The sequence below is a fragment of the Stappia albiluteola genome (assembly GCF_014050225.1).
GTDB classification, from domain to species: domain Bacteria; phylum Pseudomonadota; class Alphaproteobacteria; order Rhizobiales; family Stappiaceae; genus Hongsoonwoonella; species Hongsoonwoonella albiluteola.
Genome location: NZ_JACFXV010000048.1, coordinates 30,093 through 44,580, shown reverse-complemented (window position 1 = coordinate 44,580; position 14,488 = coordinate 30,093). Strand labels below are relative to the sequence as shown.

At 63.9% G+C, this 14,488-nt stretch carries 13 protein-coding genes; 4 read left to right on the top strand and 9 right to left on the bottom strand.

Translation table 11 applies throughout. The features are described 5' to 3' along the window. Nucleotides 1-5 precede the first annotated feature (5 nt). The 8 genes from nirD to H2509_RS08400 all read right to left on the bottom strand — a co-directional run bounded on the left by nirD (nt 6) and on the right by H2509_RS08400 (nt 9,674). Nucleotides 6-350 carry a nitrite reductase small subunit NirD gene (nirD, locus tag H2509_RS08435; RefSeq protein WP_182164268.1) on the bottom strand — a complete coding sequence of 115 codons (345 nt, stop codon included), beginning with the start codon at nt 348-350 and terminating at the stop codon, nt 6-8. Next, nucleotides 347-2,794, bottom strand: coding sequence for a nitrite reductase large subunit NirB (gene nirB / locus H2509_RS08430; RefSeq protein ID WP_182164266.1), 2,448 nt, complete (start codon nt 2,792-2,794; stop codon nt 347-349). The genes nirD and nirB overlap by 4 nt, the downstream gene beginning before the upstream one ends. 11 nt (nt 2,795-2,805) lie before the next feature. After that, nucleotides 2,806-3,228, bottom strand: a complete 423-nt coding sequence (locus H2509_RS08425; protein WP_182164264.1) for a globin family protein — start codon at nt 3,226-3,228, stop codon at nt 2,806-2,808. 9 nt (nt 3,229-3,237) lie between these two features. Then, complete coding sequence (locus tag H2509_RS08420; protein WP_182164262.1) at nt 3,238-4,992, bottom strand: ABC transporter ATP-binding protein; 1,755 nt, start codon at nt 4,990-4,992, stop codon at nt 3,238-3,240. 10 nt (nt 4,993-5,002) lie between these two features. Further along, nucleotides 5,003-6,091, bottom strand: coding sequence for an ABC transporter permease (locus H2509_RS08415; RefSeq protein ID WP_182164260.1), 1,089 nt, complete (start codon nt 6,089-6,091; stop codon nt 5,003-5,005). A gap of 76 nt (nt 6,092-6,167) precedes the next feature. After that, entirely contained in the window at nt 6,168-7,571 is a 1,404-nt protein-coding gene (locus H2509_RS08410; protein WP_182164258.1) for a CmpA/NrtA family ABC transporter substrate-binding protein, read from the bottom strand. Nucleotides 7,572-7,899: 328 nt separating this feature from the next. Then, nucleotides 7,900-9,081: a CmpA/NrtA family ABC transporter substrate-binding protein gene (locus H2509_RS08405; protein WP_182164256.1), complete on the bottom strand. Its 1,182-nt coding sequence runs from the start codon at nt 9,079-9,081 to the stop codon at nt 7,900-7,902. Continuing rightward, nucleotides 9,078-9,674: an ANTAR domain-containing response regulator gene (locus H2509_RS08400; RefSeq protein ID WP_182164254.1), complete on the bottom strand. Its 597-nt coding sequence runs from the start codon at nt 9,672-9,674 to the stop codon at nt 9,078-9,080. Before H2509_RS08400 ends, H2509_RS08405 begins: the two co-directional genes overlap by 4 nt. Before the next feature lie 95 nt (nt 9,675-9,769). Here H2509_RS08400 and H2509_RS08395 point away from each other — a divergent pair, with 95 nt between their 5' ends. From H2509_RS08395 to H2509_RS08375, 4 genes are all read left to right on the top strand, one after another. After that, nucleotides 9,770-9,976: a hypothetical protein gene (locus tag H2509_RS08395; protein ID WP_182164252.1), complete on the top strand. Its 207-nt coding sequence runs from the start codon at nt 9,770-9,772 to the stop codon at nt 9,974-9,976. A gap of 264 nt (nt 9,977-10,240) precedes the next feature. Continuing rightward, the gene (locus H2509_RS08390) at nt 10,241-10,633 is read left to right on the top strand and encodes a hypothetical protein (RefSeq protein ID WP_182164250.1); all 393 of its coding nucleotides are present in this window, start codon (nt 10,241-10,243) and stop codon (nt 10,631-10,633) included. A gap of 510 nt (nt 10,634-11,143) precedes the next feature. Next, nucleotides 11,144-11,965, top strand: a complete 822-nt coding sequence (locus H2509_RS08380; RefSeq protein ID WP_182164246.1) for a sugar transferase — start codon at nt 11,144-11,146, stop codon at nt 11,963-11,965. A gap of 30 nt (nt 11,966-11,995) precedes the next feature. Further along, a complete protein-coding gene (locus H2509_RS08375) occupies nt 11,996-13,516 on the top strand; it encodes a metallophosphoesterase (protein ID WP_182164244.1) in 1,521 nt (506 codons plus the stop codon). A 37-nt stretch (nt 13,517-13,553) separates the two neighbouring features. Here H2509_RS08375 and H2509_RS08370 read toward each other — a convergent pair whose 3' ends face one another. Next, a complete protein-coding gene (locus H2509_RS08370) occupies nt 13,554-14,156 on the bottom strand; it encodes a transglutaminase-like cysteine peptidase (protein ID WP_182164242.1) in 603 nt (200 codons plus the stop codon). Nucleotides 14,157-14,488 lie beyond the last annotated feature (332 nt).

The window sequence follows — 14,488 nt, the reverse complement described above, 5'->3', positions numbered from 1 at the left end:
CTCCCTTACGCAACCAGTCGCCGCAGGGCGTCGGCATGCAGGAAAAGCCGGCCGTCCTCGACCCTGACGGCAAAGGTCGCCACCGATCCCTCGTCGGCGCCCTGCGCCTCGCCGGTCTCCAGCGAGATGACGAAGTTGTGCAGCGGACAGGTCACCGCATTGCCGTGGACGATGCCCTGGCTCAGGGGGCCGCCGCGATGCGGGCAGCGGTCCTCGATGGCGAAGACGCGGTCGTCGGCGGCGCGGAAGACGGCGACCCGGCCATGCGGCGTCTTCACGCAGCGCGCGCCGAGCGGCGGGATATCGGCAAGCTGTCCGATCTCGATCCAGGTCTGAACGGCCATGTTCATTCCGCCGCCTCCATGGTCAGTGTCGCCATTGGCTTGAATTCGTGCTTGTCCTTGCCGGAGACGCGCTCCGACCAGGGGTCGACCTGGGCAAATTTCTGGGAATGGACGAAGCGGTCGAAATAGTCCCGCCGCCGGTCGGCATCGTTCAGGATCTGCTCCCGGATCTCCTCAATGCCGACGCGCTTCGCCCACTTGTAGATGCGTTCGAGATAGTGGCCCTGCTCGCGATACATCTGGACGAGCGCCACGATATGTTCGAGCGCCTCGTCCTCCGTCTTCACCAGTCCGAGCACTTCCGTGCCCTTGATGTCGAGACCGGCAGCACCGGCGAAATGGATCTCGAAACCGGAATCGACGCAGATGACGCCGACATCCTTGCAGGTCGCCTCGGCGCAGTTTCGCGGGCAGCCGGACACGGCCAGCTTGACCTTGGCCGGCGTCCATGAGCCCCACATGAACTTCTCGAGGCGGATGCCAAGGCCGGTGGAATCCTGCGTGCCGAAGCGGCACCATTCGGAGCCGACGCAGGTCTTCACGGTGCGCAGGCCCTTGGCATAGGCATGACCGGAGACGAAGCCGGCCTTGCCGAGATCGGCCCAGACGGCGGGCAGGTCTTCCTTTTTCACGCCCAGCATGTCGATGCGCTGGCCGCCGGTGACCTTGACCGTCGGGATGTCGAACTTCTCGACCACGTCGGCAATGGCGCGCAGCTCCTTGGCCGAGGTCACGCCGCCCCACATGCGCGGTACGACGGAATAGGTGCCGTCCTTCTGGATGTTGGCGTGGACGCGCTCGTTGATGAAGCGCGACTGGTAGTCGTCGGCATAGTCCTGCGGCCAGTCGCAGACGAGGTAGTAGTTGAGCGCCGGCCGGCACTTGGCGCAGCCGTGCGAGGTCTTCCACTCCAGTTCCTGCATGACGGCGGGAATGGATTTCAGCGTCTTCGCCCTGATCAGGCGGCGCACGTCGCCATGGCCGAGATCGGTGCAGCCGCACATCGGCTTGACGGCCTGCGGGTTGAAGGCATCGCCGAGGGTCAGTGCCATCAGCTGCTCGACGAGGCCGGAGCAGGTGCCGCAGGAAGCGGACGCCTTGGTATGGGCGCGCACGTCGTCAAGCGATGTCAGGCCCTTGTCCTTGATCGCGCCAACGATCTTGCCCTTGCAGACGCCGTTGCAGCCGCAGATTTCCGCCTCATCCGGCAAGGCTGCAACGGCCGCCATAGGGTCCAGGGGGGCGCCCCCTTGATAGGCCTGGCCGAAGATCAGGGTTTCGCGCATCGCGGAAATGTCGGTGCGGTTGCGGATCTGGTCGAAGAACCACGGACCGTCCGCCGCCTCGCCGTAAAGCACTGCGCCGATGATGCGGTCATCCTTCAGCACGAGGCGCTTGTAGACGCCGGCGGACGCGTCGCGCAGCACGATCTCCTCGCGGTCGTCCCCTTCCGCGAAATCGCCGGCCGAATAGAGGTCGACGCCGGTGACCTTGAGCCGTGTCGCCATCGCCTGGTCGGAAAAGACCGGGCCGATCTCGCCGGCAAGGTGACGGGCGGCGACGTTGGCCATCTGGTAGAGGGGGGCGACGAGGCCGTAGGTAAGGCCGCCGACCTCGGCGCATTCGCCAAGCGCCAGGATATCCGGATCGGAGGTCTGCATGCGAGCATCGACGACGATACCGCGATTGACCTCAAGCCCGGCCTCCTTGCCGAGGAAGGCGTTGGGCCGGATGCCGACCGCCATGACCACGAGATCGGCGGGGATCACGGTGCCGTCCTCAAGCTCCACCGATTGCACACGGCCCTCGCCGTGGATCGCCCTGGTGCTTGCCTTGGTCAGGACCTCGATGCCGCGGCTTTCGAGTTCCTTCTGCAGCAGGTAGCCGGCGGCAGGGTCGAGCTGGCGTTCCATCAGGGTCGGCATCAGATGGATGACGGTAACCTCCATCCCCTGTGCCTGCAGGCCGGCGGCGGCCTCGAGACCCAGCAACCCGCCGCCGATGACGACGGCCCGGCCGCGCGACTTCGCCGCCAGCATCATCGCCTGGACGTCGTCGAGGTCGCGATAGGTCAGCACGCCGGGCAGGGTGTGGCCCGGCACGGGGATGATGAAGGGCACGGAGCCGGTGGCGATCACCAGCTTGTCGTAGGGCGCGACCTCGCCGTGTTCGGAGCGCACGGTCTTTGCGGCGCGGTCGATCCCGACGATCTTGTGCCCCTTGTAGAGGGTAATGCCGTTGTCGATGTACCAGCCGTCGCCGTGGATGACGATCTCTTCGAAGCTCTTTTCGCCGGACAGGACCGGCGACAGCAGGATGCGGTCGTAATTGACGCGCGGTTCGGCATTGAAAATGGTGACGTCGAAGCGGCCGGGAGCGCATTCGAAGAGATGCTCCAGCATCCGCCCCGGCGCCATGCCATTGCCGACGATGACGAGTTTCTCGGTCATGGCTTTAACCTCTATTCGGCGGCCCGTCGGCCGTAGGCCTCGGCGATCATCGCGCCCGAAAGGGCGCCATAGGCGGCGAGCCAGGCCTGTTTGGTTTCTTCGGTGAACTTCTCGCCCAGGCCGGTCTGCAGCGTGTAGATCAGCGCCTCGCCGACCGGCTGGTAGTGTTCCGGCCGCACGCCGTAGTCGACGTGACGGGCGGCGAGGCCGCGGGCGATCGGCAGCAACTGCTCGAGATTGCCCAGGCCCCGCACCACGGTGCCGAGCGTCGCCATCAGCTTGCGGCCCTGCTCTGAAAGGTCGCTTTTGAACAGCGGCCGGACTTCCGGCGCGATGTCGAAGAGGCGGGTGTAGAAAATGCCGGCGGCGGTGTCGGCGATTGGGGCGACTTCGGCGAAGGACGCCTGAACGAGTTCGATCTGTCTGGCTTCCATGGAGGCCTCCTATTCGGCTGCCGCGGTGGGCGGGATTGCTTGACGGCTGCCGACGCGCGCGGCGCGCTTCGCGGAAATGGCGGCAAGCGTCTCGGGCGCCGGATTGGCGCCGCCCTCGTAGGCTTCGAGGAAGTCGAGAAGTTCCTCGCGATAGGCGTAGTAGTCGGGGTGGGACAGCAGCGCCTTGCGCGAGCGGGGACGTGGCAGGTCGACTTCCATGATGTTGCCGATCTTCGCGTTCGGCCCGTTCGACATCATCACCACCCGGTCGGCGAGCAGGATCGCCTCGTCCACGTCGTGGGTGACGCAGATCGCGGTGACGCTGGTGCGAGCCCACACGTCCATCAGCACGTCCTGCAACTCCCAGCGGGTCAGGCTGTCGAGCATGCCGAAGGGCTCGTCGAGCAACAGCAGCTTGGGCGAGAGGGCGAAGGCGCGGGCGATGCCGACGCGCTGCTTCATGCCGTTGGACAGATCGGCGGCGAGCCGGTCCATCGCGTCCCCCAGGCCGACGCGCTGGAGATAATATTCCACCACGTCCTTGCGCTCGGCGGGCATCGCCTTCGGATAGACGCGGTCGACGCCGAGCGCGACGTTTTCCTTCGCCGTCAGCCAGGGCATCAGCGAGGGCGCCTGGAAGACCACCGCGCGGTCGGGCCCCGCGCCCGCGACCTCCTTGCCGTCAAGGACGATGCCGCCCGACGAGATCGGGTTGAGGCCGGCGGCCATGGAAAGCACGGTCGACTTGCCGCAGCCGGAATGGCCGATCAGCGTGATGAATTCGCCCTTCCTGATCTTCAGGTCGAAGCCGTCGACAACGGTGAGCGGACCCTTGGGCGTGGGATAGACCTTGCGGACCGCCGAAAACTCCGCATAGCGCTCCTCGATCGGCGAGGCGGCGGCCTTCTCGTAGGCGGGGGGAAGCTTCCCGGTCCGGGTGATCGGCACGACATTGGGGAGGACGATCTCCCGCTCGCTGGCCGTCTCGCGCTCGGCGCCGACCGAAATGAGGTAATTCGTAACCTCGCTTCTCAACCGGATGAATTCCGGATCGGAGTTCATGGCGGACCGGTCGCGCGGGCGCGGCAGGTCGACGCGGAAGGAGGGGCCGAGCGTCGCCTTCGGCCCCGGCTTCAGCGGCACGATGCGGTCGGCCAGGAAGATCGCCTCGTCCACGTCGTTGGTGATGAGGATGATCGTCTTCTTTTCCTGCTCGGAGATCGCCGCGAATTCGTCCTGCAGCTTGGAGCGCGTTAGCGCGTCGAGCGCCGAAAGCGGCTCGTCCATCAGCAGGATGTCGGGCCGCATGGCAAGCGCCCGGGCAACCGCCACGCGCTGGCGCATGCCGCCGGAAAGTTCCGACGGCTTGCGGTCGACGGCATGGGAAAGGCCGACCATGTCGATATAGCGGCGGCAGATCTCGCCGCGTTCCTTCCGGCTCTTGCCTTTCGCCACGCTGTCGACGGCCAGCGCCACGTTGCCGTGGACCGTCAGCCAGGGCATCAGCGAATAGGACTGGAAGACGACGCCGCGGTCCGGGCCGGGGCCCGTCACCTGCCTGCCGCGCAGGATGACGCCGCCTTCGTCCGGGTCGATCAGTCCGGCCAGCAGCGAGATCAGCGTCGTCTTGCCGGAGCCGGAGAAGCCGACGATGGCGATGAATTCGCCCTCGGCGACCTTCAGGTTGATGTCTGAAAGCACTTGCGTGCGGGCAGCGCCCTCGCCGTAGCTTTTCGACAGGCCGGAGATTTCCAGGAAGCTCATCTGGCGCTCCTCAGCGGCTGGCGGAGAAGGTGAAGGCGGACTGGAGCGCGTACATGATGCGGTCCAGCATGAAGCCGATGAGGCCGATGGCGATGACGGCCACCATGATGCGGGCGAGCGACTGGGAGGAGCCGTTCTGGAACTCGTCCCAGACGAATTTGCCGAGGCCCGGGTTCTGGGCGAGCATTTCGGCCGCGATCAGCACCATCCAGCCCACGCCGAGCGACAGGCGCAGCCCGGTGAAGATGAGGGGCAGGGCCGACGGCAGCACCAGCTTGCGGATCGTGACCGGCGTGGAAAGCTGAAGCACGCGGCCGACATTGACGAGGTCCTTGTCGATGGAGGCGACGCCGAGGGCTGTGTTGATCAGCGTCGGCCACAGCGAGCAGAGCGTGACGGTGACGGCGGAAATCACCAGCGACTTCGGCAATTCCTCGCTCGGGTCGAGATAGAGCGCGGAGACGATCATCGTCACGATCGGCAGCCAGGCGAGCGGCGAGACCGGCTTGAAGATCTGGATCAGCGGATTGACGGCGCCGTTGACCGTCTTCGACAGCCCGCAGGCGATGCCGACAGGAACGGCGACGAGGGTCGCGATGAGAAAGCCGAGGCCGACCGTCAGCAGCGACGTGGCGATCTGGTCGAGGAAGGTGGGCTTGCCGGTATAGCTGCGCCACTTGATGCGGTCCGACTTGCCTTCCGCTTCCAGCTTGGCGTTGCGCGCCTCCTGGCGTTCGTAGAAGGCGGCCGCACTTGCGCGCTCCGCCTTGTGGTCGTCCCACAGGTTGACGGCCTGCTCGAAGACCTGGACGGGGCCGGGAATGGCGCCGAGCGAGGTCTCGACCTTGGGCGCAAGCCAGGCCCAGGCGGTAAGAAACAGCGCAATGCCGATGAGAGGGATCACCAGAACGCGTTTCAGTTCGCCCAGCTGTTCTCGCGGATTGTCGCCGGCGGCCATCTTCAGGAGCGGCGTGACGAAGGCGAGGCCCAGGGCATCGAACCAGCGGGCGGAACGGTGGATGCGGGCGAAAAGGCGTTCGCGGCGCTCGGCGCGGGCGAAGTCCTTTTCGAAGCCGGCATGCTCGGTGGCGTTGGTCATGGGTCGCGTGTTCCCTATCGGGTGAGAAAAGGGCGCGCCGGATGTCCGCAATCCGGCGCGCAAGGCTTTCGGGAAATCAGCCGCCGACCACGTCGCTGCCTTCGATCGTCTGGCCGGATTTCAGGCCGATCGGCAGGGAGTCGATGTACTGGTTGGGCTTGCGGCCGTCATAGGGGACGCCGTCGATGAAGGCGTCGGTCGGCTCGCGGTAGCCGTCGGTGCCGAAGGGAAAGTCGGTTTCCTCGGCAAGGCCCTCTTCGACGAGCAGCTTCGCCGCCTGAAGATAGATGTCGGGGCGGTAGACCGACTTCGCCGTTTCCGCGTACCAGCCGTCGTCCTTCGTCTCCGCGATCTGGCCCCAGCGGCGCATCTGGGTCAGGTACCAGACGGCGTCGGAATAGTAGGGATAGGTGGCGTAGTAGCGGTAGAAGACGTTGAAGTCGGGAACGTCGCGTTTGTCGCCCTTCTCGTATTCGAAGGTGCCGGTCATCGAATTGGCGATGACCTCGGCGTCGGCGCCGACATATTCGGACTTCGACAGGATCTCGACGGCCTCGGCGCGGTTGGCGTTGTCGTTCTCGTCAAGCCACTTGGCCGCGCGGATCAGCGCCTTGGTGACGGCCAGCGTGGTGTTGGGATTTTCTTGCGCGAATTCCTTCGTCAGGCCGAAGACCTTCTCCGGATTGTTCTTCCAGATCTCGTAGTCGGTGATGACGGGAACGCCGATGCCCTTGAACACCGCCTGCTGGTTCCACGGCTCGCCGACGCAGTAGCCATGGATCGTGCCGGCCTCCAGCGTCGCCGGCATCTGCGGCGGCGGGGTGACGGACAGGAGCGCGTCGGCCTTGATCTGGCCGGAAATGTCGCTGGTCGAATAGAAGCCGGGGTGAATGCCGCCCGACGCCAGCCAGTAGCGAAGCTCGTAATTGTGGGTGGAGACCGGGAAGACCATGCCCATGTTGAACGGCTTGCCGTCCGCCTTGAACTTCTCGACCACGGGCTTCAGCGCATCCGCCTTGATCGGGTGGACCGGCTTGCCGTCCTCGCCGGCGGGAATATGCGGCTTCATCATCTCCCAGACCTCGTTGGAAACGGTGATGCCGTTGCCGTTCAGGTCCATGGAGAAGGGGGTGACGATATGCGCCTTGGTGCCGAAGCCGATGGTGGCGGCAAGCGGCTGGCCGGCCAGCATGTGCGCGCCGTCGAGCTCGCCGGTGATCACCCGGTCGAGCAGCACCTTCCAGTTGGCCTGCGCCTCCAGCGTGACGAACAGGCCCTCGTCCTCGAAGAAGCCCTTCTCGTAGGCGATGGCGAGCGGTGCCATGTCGGTGAGCTTGATGAAGCCGAATTTCAGCTCGTCTTTCTCAAGGTCGAGGATCTCGGCAAGCGCGGGCCCGGCAAGGGTCGCGGAAACGCCGAAGGCGGCGGCAAATAGGGCGGCGATCCGAAGACGCCGGGCTTTGGCCGTGTAATCCTGCATATTGCGCTCCTCATGTCGGCCGGGAGGCGGCCGGTTGGCGGTGCAGAAACGAAAAAAGCCGCCAGAGTCGGATGAGGGCGCTGTATTGCAGCGCATCATCGCTCTGGCGGCTTTGCCTGGGCGCCCGTCCTTGGGCGCGATATCGTGATCCCGTACGTGAGATCTGGAATTCATCAAAGCAGGATGCGTGCCAGTTGAGCCGGGACGGGATTCCTGCTTGAGATTCAACGATCGGCGTCTGGAAGAGGCGGCACCTTCATTTGGGCGGATGGCGCTCCTCTGTTCATTTTCCTCTGCGGAATGCTGAAATTTTGTGCGCTGCGCAAAATCAGGCAGTTGCTTCGAGGCTCGCCTTCTGCGCGGCGAGATAGGCCTCGATGTCGGCCGGATCGAAGGCCTTTTTGTCGAAGAAGCCGTGCTCGATCTTCCAGTCGCGGTCCGGCAGCGCAACGCCGATGGGCGAGAGCGCCGCGCGGTAGAGGTCCGGCCGGTACGATGCGATGACCTTCTCGAGATCGTGACGCCTGAAATCCGCGTCTTTCCAGCGCGCCATCTGGCTGTAGAACCACAGGGCGTGGCTTTGCCAGGGGAAGGTCGCGAAATCCGCGAAGGGTGAGAAGAAGCCCCCGACTTCCGCCTGGCTGCCCGTTCCAAGATCGAGACGCCCGCTCAAGGCGGGAAGCAAGGCCGCCGGACTGCCGCCGAGATAGATGCTGAGGCTCAGGATTTCCGCCAGCTCCTCGTGATTGGCCGGATCGCCAGCCCATTGCGCGGCGCGATAAAGGGCGCGGATCAGGGCGGCGAGCGCCTCGCCGTTCTCCGCCGCCCAGCCGGCATGGACGGCCAGCACCTTTTCCGGGCTTGCCCGCCAGATCGCCTGCTTGACGGTGGCGATGCGCCCGAAACCCGCACGCACGGCAACCGTATTCCAGGGCTCGCCGACGCAGTAGCCGTCGATGGCGCCGGTGGCGAGCGCATCGGGAAGAAGCGGCGGCGGGGCGATGACGATCTCGACGTCGCGGTCCGGATCGATGCCGCTGGCCGCCAGCCAGTAGCGCAGTTCGTAATTGTGTCCCGAATGCGGATGGACGACGGCAAGGCGCAGGGCGCTCGCGCCCTCCAGGCGTCTTTCGGCAATGACCGCCTTCATGGCGGCGCCCGTCGAGGCAGGATCGAGGTTGCCTGCCGCTCCGCGATCGGCAAGTGCGCGCCACAGGGCGGCGGAGACGGTGATCGCATTGCCGCCGAGGCCGAGCGCCATCGGCGCGATCAGCGGCACGGCAAGGGCCGTGAGCCCGAGATTGGCGGCAATCGGCATCGGCGCCAGCATCTGGGCGGCATGGAAATGCCCGACCGCCATGCGGTCGCGGATATTGGCCCAGGAGATCTCGCGGGTGAGCGACAGGTCCACGCCCTCGCGCCCGGCAAAGCCCTTTTCGCGGGCGGCAACGAGAACGGCGCTGTCGAGAAGCGGCAGGAAGCCGGCAATGACCTGGAAAGGCGCGGTCATAGCGAGCCTCCCAGGAGGTCGGCGGCGGTGATCAGGCTTTGCGCGATCTCGCCGATCTTCCTGTTCTGGTTCATCGCCGTCTTGCGGATGAGGGTATAGGCTTCGCTCTCGCTCAGGCCGCGCGAGGCCATCAGGATGCCCTTGGCCCGGTCGACGAGCTTGCGCTCCTGCAATTCGCTGCGGGCGGCCTCCAGGTCGCGTTCCAGCCGGGAAAAGGCATTGAATCGCATGATCGCCATATCGAGGATCGGCTTGACGCGCTCGCGCTTCAGCCCGTCGATGACATAGGCCGACACGCCGGCCTCGATCGCCGCCTCGATGGAACTGGTGTCCGACTGGTCGACGAACATGGCGATCGGGCGGCGGATGGACCGCGACAGCTGGAACATCGCCTCCAGCATGTCGCGATTGGGGTTTTCCAGGTCGATGACGATGACGTCCGGATCGATATCGGCAATCTTGCGCGCCGCGCCCTGAAGCGCATGCAGCACGAAGACGGCGTCATGCCCCGCTTCCCGCAGCCCCGTCTCGATGATCGATGCGCGGATGCGGTTTTCGTCGATGACCAGGATTTTCAGGGCAGCGTCAGGCATGCCTCAATTTTGCGCATGCCGACAAACAAGGCAAAGCTAAATTTTGTGCAATGCAGAATCAGCCTCTTTTGGAGGTAGGGAGGAATGCGTTGGCAATGACGCGAATCAACGCGATCGCCGCCCTGTGTCCTGGATGTGCGGCGCGGGATAAATTGGCGGGCCGCCCCGCAGCGGGAAATTGCGACCAGGTTTGGGCGCAGCCGGAAATCTGCGCATTCGCTACGTCGTTCGTCACGATGTGCGTGTGGTTTTTTGTGGCTTTGAGTGCCGCCAGAGTGAAATTTCCCAAAAAATACCTCTAAAATAGAACTAACTTCCTTGTTCTTGTCAGAATTGCGGACCTGAAACTGCGTGGATATATTCCTTCAAATTCTTGAATTTTCAGTTCGCGCTCAGTTGATCTTACATAATATATAGCAACGCGGCTGATATGTTTCACTACAACTTACGTAATAAACGAAATTTACCCTATGTATAGAATGCGACATTTCGTACTCATGCTAAATGATAGTTTAACTTGACCATAAGTTAATTAAATATTAATTTAGTCAAAAATGGGGGATCAAATGAGTAATGCGTTTAAGTCCCTTGCGGCTGCTGCCGCAATACTGATGAGTGGTGCTGCGGCTTTCGCCCAGGGTGCCGGAGGTGCCGAGAGGTTGCAGGTCGCGGCGAATACAAGCGGTCAGGAAGCCGCCCGCGTGGCGCGTCAACTGGCCGATGCCGCAAACGGCCTCAGCGAGAACGAGCTGAGGCGGGAATGCCGGCAGATCTATCAGATCGTGCAGAATGCCGATCCGGCAATCGCCGACGCAATCAACCAGGCAATCCTCGAATCGGAAAATCGCCGGCTGGCGATTTGTCTTGAGGAATTCGCCCAGATCGCGCCTGCGGCAATCGACGACCTGCCCAATCAGGACGACGAAGGCCGCTTCAACGACACCGGCAGTTCTGGCTGATCAAGGAACAACGACAACAGCATTCGCGCAAGCGCGGATGCAAGCCCCATCTGACCAAGAAGGCAAAAGCCTCTCAAAGGAAAAAATAGAAAGCGGTGACCCAGAAGGCTCCGCAAAAAACCACAAGGGTTGCGTAGACGAGACCGTGGCGTACCTGCCCCCGCCATCTGGCGCGGGGCACCTCTACGATCGCATGATCGGTGGTTCGTTCGAGATTTGGCGCAGCCGCTTCGGCAAGAGCTGCTCTGTCTTGAGCCATCGCCGCATCCTGTTTTCGGGGTGTCTGCCGACAGAGTTTCTGCCGGAAGACGGGTGCGTGGCCGGGAACTTAATTCAAAATTGCACGGCGGTAAGAAAGCTACCACTGGTTTGCGATCTTGAAAATGCGCGCAATGTGAATTTTCCACCGAGAAGCTTACTTGGTTAATGGGGAGGGAAAGCGGCGGAAACGAGACAATAGTCGGGAAGCGGACGCGATCGATGCACGTTCCCCATCGTGAGGTGTAAGTAATGCGTAACCTCGCCGAATATCCGGTGCTCGCCGGTCTGATACCGGCGGCAAAGCAGGCCGAGAAAGACGTTGCCGCCCTGCCTTCCGGCGTCATCAAGGAGCGCCGCGTTGGCGAAAGACGCAAGGCCGGCTATCGCCCGATCGAGGGGCGCATGGGGCGGCGGGCCAGCGACAGGCGGGCCGGCGTCGTCATCCCTCTCACGTTCCCGCGCTGGAAACGCGCTTTCGATATCCTCGGATCCTCGCTGCTTCTGCTGTTTTTCGCGCCGGCCCTGCTGGTGATCGCCGGGCTGATCGCGCTGGAAGGCGGCCCCGTCTTCTACAGCTGCGCCAGGCCGGGCCAGTTCAACCGCCGCATCCGCATGCACAAGTTCCGTTCCATGAAGCCGGATGCCGACAGGCTGCTTGCCGAATATCTTGCCGGGCATCCGCAGGAGAAGGCGGAATACGAAGCCTGCTTCAAGTTGAAGAACGATCCGCGGATTACGAGGGTCGGCAGCTTCCTGCGCAGGTATAGCCTGGACGAACTGCCGCAGCTCTTCAATGTGCTGAAGGGCGAGATGAGCCTCGTCGGCCCGCGTCCGCGCGGCTATGACGAACTGGCCCAGGCGAGCCGTCACGATCAGGCCGAGTTCAACGCCTATTTCCGTACCCGTCCGGGCATGACCGGATTGTGGCAGGTGTCGGGTCGCTCCGATACCGACTATGATACCCGCGTGAAGCTCGACGCCGCCTATGTGCGCAACATGAGCCTTTTTCGCGATATCGCCATCCTGCTGCGCACGATCCCGGCGATGGTGACGGGCCGAGGCGCCTATTGAGGGCGTTTCCGGCAGAATGAGGGTGCGCCCATGAGCCGCGACCCGAACGACAGGGGCCCGCTTCTTCCCGACGGCACCCTCGTCTATGCGATCGGCGACATGCACGGCATGGCAGGTCTGCTGGAGGACGCCATAGCCGCGATTGCCGCCGACCGCGAAAGACGAAAGGCCGACCGCGTCATCGTCGTCACCCTTGGCGACTATGTCGATCGCGGCCCGCAGACTTCGAAGGTCCTCGACAGACTGAGCGGCAATCCTTTCGGCGACGCGGAGCACGTGGCGCTTCAGGGCAATCACGAGCAGGCGATGCTCGGCTTCATCGCCGATCCGATGGCCTGCGCGTACTGGCTGCGGATCGGCGGGCTGGAGACGCTGCGCGCCTATGGCATCCGTGCCTCGCTGCCGCAGGACGATGCGGCGCTGTTTCGCCTGGCGGCGGCGCTGGCGAGGCGGGTGCCGGCCCGTCAGCGCGCCTTTCTCGATAGCCTGCGGCCAAGCTTCGAACTAGGAGGCTATTTCTTCGTCCATGCCGGCATCAGGCCGGGCGTGGCGCTGGAAGCGCAGAATATCAACGACCTGCTGTGGATCCGCGATCCGTTCCTGGAAACGACGATCCCGCTGCCGAAAACCGTGGTGCACGGACACACGCCGGTCGATGCGGTCGACATCCGCGAGGATCGCATCAATATCGATACGGGCGCCTGTTTTACCGGCCTCCTCTCCGTCCTGATGCTGTCCAACGAGGAAAAGGGCGTCATCAGCGTCCGGGAGGGCTTGCCGAGCGTCTTCACCGGGATCGAAGACGCCGGCGAGCGGAAGCGCGACGCGGCACCCCGCGCCATTGCCCCGGTGCCGGATCGCCGGCGTCGCACGGAGCGAAGCGGCGGCTGGGCAATCCCGGTTGCCGTCGGCGCGCTGGCGGTCGGCCTGTTTCTGACGGTCGCCGGGGCGGTGAGGGCGCTTTCGGCCTACGAGGCGCTGCAGCCGGTGGGGCTGACCGCAATGACCGGCCGGGCCGCTACGGCCGACGGTTCGAGGCGCATCGTCTTCGCCGAGCGGCTCGAAGCATGCCGGCGCGACTATTTCAGCGGCCTCGGCAAGGTGCCTTTCGCGCAATCGGAAGAGGCCTACCGCGCCTGCGGGGAGCTGATTGCCGATTACAATTCCGTCGCGCCTGCCGACCCCTATGGGTGGCTGGCGGCGGCCGAGTTCGCCTATGAGGCGGACGGGGTGGGCGAGAGGCCGGTGGCGCTTCTGCGCATGGCCTACAGGACGGGAACGGCGGAAGGCTCCAGCATCGCCAACAGGATCGTGCTCGGTTTCAAGCTCGATGCCCTTCTCGACGAGGAATTGCGGCAACTGAGGCGGGGAGACCTGGAATCGGCGGTGCGCTACCGCATCGACCTGCGCGCCCTGACGCGCGACTACATCGCCTTCGACCGCGACAGGGAACTCATCAACGAGGAAATCGCAAGGCTCTCGTCCGATGCGCAGGATTATCTGGTCGTCGCACTAGACCGGGCAGTGGCCAGGACCCGGTCCGCGCAATGAGGGGCTTGCGCGGACCTAGCCCGTATCCGGGAACCGGTCAGAAGGAGCGCCAGATGCGCGGGTTATCGGGCGACTGCACCTGGGAGATCGAGATATGAGCGCGCCGGATCGGCAGCACCTCGCCCGTCAGGTTGTCGAGCACGTAGTCGCCTTCGCTGGTGCGGGCGATCAGCACGGCATGCTGCTGGCCACGGGCGCGGCCGAGCGCGATCAGCACCGCACTGGAGGGCCAGCCTCGCGCGATCAGGCGTCGGCGCTTTTCCAGCACGTAATCCTCGCAGTCGCCGCGCGCCACGCCGACGCGCCAGCGGTCCTTGACGCCGTATTGGGTGGCGTCGGAGACCGGACGGATCGCCTGGTTGACGCTGCGGTTGATCGCCTGCAGCTCGCCAAAGCGGCCGGCATTGGCCTTCACGGCGCCGGACCGCGTCACCTCGCCGGCGCGGCCGCGTGTCGGCGCGCAGTGGGACGCATAGCGGATGCAGAATTCGAGAAACGCCATCGGGGCCGCCTTGCGCGCGCCGTTATAGGCGCGCGGCACCGACGGCTCCAGGCCGATCGGCGAAGCAGCGAAAGACGGAGTGGCGCCTGCGATGAAGATTGCAAGTATAGCAGAGCTGACTGCACGTATAAGCCGCATTTCTTTGCCCTCGTTCGATGAGGAATTCTTGAGGGCAAGGACTTAAGACGAGGTTACCCTGCGAATGGCAATTGAAGCCAAGTTCACTTTTTGCTGAGCTTGAAGTGAAACTGGAATGATTCTCCCTTAAGGTAAATTTTGAGATTTTTACCTAAAGTGAATCTGACGATAGTATTTGGCCGTATTTCCGGGCATTTTTGATGAAGTGATCCGGGAAATGACGCAGGAATAATGAAAATTTTCGTCGGTGGCGCGGGTGCGATTTGTGGAACTGGGCAGGATTTTCTGAGAGTATGAATGCGGCGTATCGAGGTCACAGGCGATGAATGAAA

Bases quoted from the DNA above. Each gene is read 5' to 3' on its own strand.
- nirB (WP_182164266.1), bottom strand. From the start codon at position 2,794: ATGACCGAGAAACTCGTCATCGTCGGCAATGGCATGGCGCCGGGGCGG.
- H2509_RS08425 (WP_182164264.1), bottom strand. From the start codon at position 3,228: ATGGAAGCCAGACAGATCGAACTCGTTCAGGCGTCCTTCGCCGAAGTC.
- H2509_RS08420 (WP_182164262.1), bottom strand. From the start codon at position 4,992: ATGAGCTTCCTGGAAATCTCCGGCCTGTCGAAAAGCTACGGCGAGGGC.
- H2509_RS08400 (WP_182164254.1), bottom strand. From the start codon at position 9,674: ATGCCTGACGCTGCCCTGAAAATCCTGGTCATCGACGAAAACCGCATC.
- H2509_RS08390 (WP_182164250.1), top strand. From the start codon at position 10,241: ATGAGTAATGCGTTTAAGTCCCTTGCGGCTGCTGCCGCAATACTGATG.
- H2509_RS08380 (WP_182164246.1), top strand. From the start codon at position 11,144: ATGCGTAACCTCGCCGAATATCCGGTGCTCGCCGGTCTGATACCGGCG.
- H2509_RS08415 (WP_182164260.1), bottom strand. From the start codon at position 6,091: ATGACCAACGCCACCGAGCATGCCGGCTTCGAAAAGGACTTCGCCCGC.
- nirD (WP_182164268.1), bottom strand. From the start codon at position 350: ATGAACATGGCCGTTCAGACCTGGATCGAGATCGGACAGCTTGCCGAT.
- H2509_RS08410 (WP_182164258.1), bottom strand. From the start codon at position 7,571: ATGCAGGATTACACGGCCAAAGCCCGGCGTCTTCGGATCGCCGCCCTA.
- H2509_RS08405 (WP_182164256.1), bottom strand. From the start codon at position 9,081: ATGACCGCGCCTTTCCAGGTCATTGCCGGCTTCCTGCCGCTTCTCGAC.
- H2509_RS08370 (WP_182164242.1), bottom strand. From the start codon at position 14,156: ATGCGGCTTATACGTGCAGTCAGCTCTGCTATACTTGCAATCTTCATC.
- H2509_RS08395 (WP_182164252.1), top strand. From the start codon at position 9,770: ATGACGCGAATCAACGCGATCGCCGCCCTGTGTCCTGGATGTGCGGCG.
- H2509_RS08375 (WP_182164244.1), top strand. From the start codon at position 11,996: ATGAGCCGCGACCCGAACGACAGGGGCCCGCTTCTTCCCGACGGCACC.